The 2,247-nt window shown below is 46.7% G+C and carries 3 protein-coding genes; 2 read left to right on the top strand and 1 reads right to left on the bottom strand.

What is annotated here, in order from left to right:
* A partial coding sequence (locus A3761_RS04985; RefSeq protein WP_068749931.1) for a hypothetical protein occupies positions 1-822 on the bottom strand: 822 nt, incomplete at its 3' end.
* 253 nt (positions 823-1,075) lie between these two features.
* On the opposite strand from A3761_RS04985, the gene purE reads away from it, so the two are divergent.
* Positions 1,076-1,564 (top strand): 5-(carboxyamino)imidazole ribonucleotide mutase, encoded by a 489-nt coding sequence (gene purE, locus A3761_RS04980; RefSeq protein ID WP_068506833.1) that lies wholly within the window; start codon positions 1,076-1,078, stop codon positions 1,562-1,564.
* A gap of 3 nt (positions 1,565-1,567) precedes the next feature.
* Positions 1,568-2,247, top strand: a 680-nt coding sequence (locus A3761_RS04975) for an ATP-grasp domain-containing protein (protein ID WP_156491611.1), incomplete at its 3' end; no start/stop codon positions are given.

Raw genomic sequence — 2,247 nt, 5'->3', positions numbered from 1 at the left:
CAAGCTTTCCTGGTTTTCTAATTGAACTTTGGCGCTATCACTCATACGAGCCTGTAGCGCAGCAATACGTTTTTCAAACTCTTGAGTACTCGAATCGAAAGTGCTCAATTTTTCATTAAACTGCGTCAAAAACTCTTCTCGTTCAGCTCGAGTAATTGACAACTCCCCTGACAACGAAGCTATACGACCATCTAATACTGACATCCCTTTATCAGAGTCCGCTTTCAATGCTGATAATGAAACCTCATGAGTAGCTAAAGATTTTTGACTCTCGGCAAGCTTTTTCGTTAGCGCTTCTATTTTCTTTTCATGACCTTGAATAGTTTTACGATTCCTATCATAAGACACACCCCACAGCTTTCGAACCTCCGACTCCAGAAAAGCCATTTTCTTCTCTGCAGATGTGCCGGTTTGCATTAGTTCAGCACCCGTTTCACTAACCTCCCCTTCCAAACGAGCCAACAACAACTTGCTTTGCCCTATAAATTCGTCAGCACTAGACAAGCGCTCCTCTAAACCGACTACCGTTTGGGATTGCTGCCAATATAAGTATGATAAGCCCCCCAAAGCCAGAAGCATTAACAGCAACAGAGAAACGACTAAAGGTGAAGCAGATGATTGAGAGGCTGCAACCGGGGCGCGCACCTCGGACGAACGCACAGCATTTACTGTAGAGCTAGAGCCTGAACCGGCCTTTCCTACTTGCTGTTTTTTGTTGCCGATATCATCTCTTTTGCCTGCCGATGCCTTAGCAGATTTATTCTTATTCTTTCGACTATTATAAAGATCCAGATCATCTCGGTCCGGCCGCAAGCTATCCATTAAATTTCCTCTGCACTAATCATCTCAGGTATCTGTACGCTTAAATTCCAACTACCGCCGGGTTACCATGCACCAGCCAGTCAAAAGCAGATTCTAGCGCCTGCGCGCACCTTTGTCCTCCAATAAAACAATTCTATTTGCATGAAACCTGATGAATCACTACTATATGCGGTCTTTTTTTATCCAGACACTAATTCTCTGGGTAATCACGTGCCTTGGCATCAAGGCCAGACAGTTAGTGAGAGGTGACAAGATGCAGCCAGTAGTTGGGATAATCATGGGTTCAAAGTCGGACTGGCCGACAATGGAACACGCGGCCAACATGCTAGACGAGTTAGGTGTAGCCTACGAAGTTAAGGTCGTTTCTGCACATCGCACCCCTGACCTCTTATTCAACTATGCCAAAACAGCTGAAGAGCGCGGCATTCAAGTTATAATTGGTGGCGCTGGTGGCGCAGCACACTTACCTGGAATGGCTGCCTCACAAACCAATCTACCTGTGTTTGGCGTACCTGTTCAATCTAAAGCATTAAACGGCCTCGACTCCCTTCTATCTATTGCACAAATGCCTGGCGGAATCGCTGTTGGTACACTGGCTATTGGTGTCGCCGGGGCAAAGAATGCAGGTCTACTTGCAGGCCAGGTGATCGCATTGCATGATGACAAAGTCAAAGCTGCTCTCAATAAGTTCCGCCAGACGCAAACAGAAACAGTATTAAGCCAACCAGATCCACGAGGCTAGGCAATGAAGAAAATTGGTGTACTGGGCGCTGGGCAACTAGGCCGAATGCTCGCTTTGGCGGGATACCCTCTGGAGCTGGACTTTCACTTTTATGATACGTCCGGTTCTCCTAGCGTTGGACTTGGAGACATTACTATCGACACCGAGGCCAAGCTCGACAATCCGGCCTTAGCGGACTTCCTGAATGACGTTGATGTCGTCACTTATGAATTTGAGCACCTTCCAGCGCAACTAACACAATACATCGAAAGTAAAAGTACACTTTATCCCCCCTCAAAGTCTATTGAAGTCTGTCAAAATAGAGCTGAGGAAAAGGCACTATTTACCAAACTTGGAATTCCCACTCCTGCCTACCATATCGTCAACTCCCTTGAAGAGTTAAAAGCGGCTGTCGAAAAACTAGGTTGCCCAATCGTCACCAAGACAACGCGAGAAGGCTATGACGGAAAAGGCCAGTTCGTTATTCGTCAAGCAGAACAATGCGAAGCAGCATGGCAGGCTATTGGCGAAGGTAAAAATGGCACAAACACACTTATTGCAGAAGCATTCGTAAACTTTTCTCGAGAGCTGTCAATTATCGCTGTACGCTCAGCTGATGACAGCATGAAAGTCTACCCACTAGCAGAAAACGACCACCACGAAGGCATTCTGCGCTATTCCATCGCACCTGCAGCTAAGGTCGC

The sequence above is a fragment of the Oleiphilus sp. HI0123 genome (assembly GCF_001635315.1).
The sequence above is the reverse complement of the archived record's forward strand: the minus strand, read 5'-3'. Positions and strand labels throughout refer to the sequence as shown.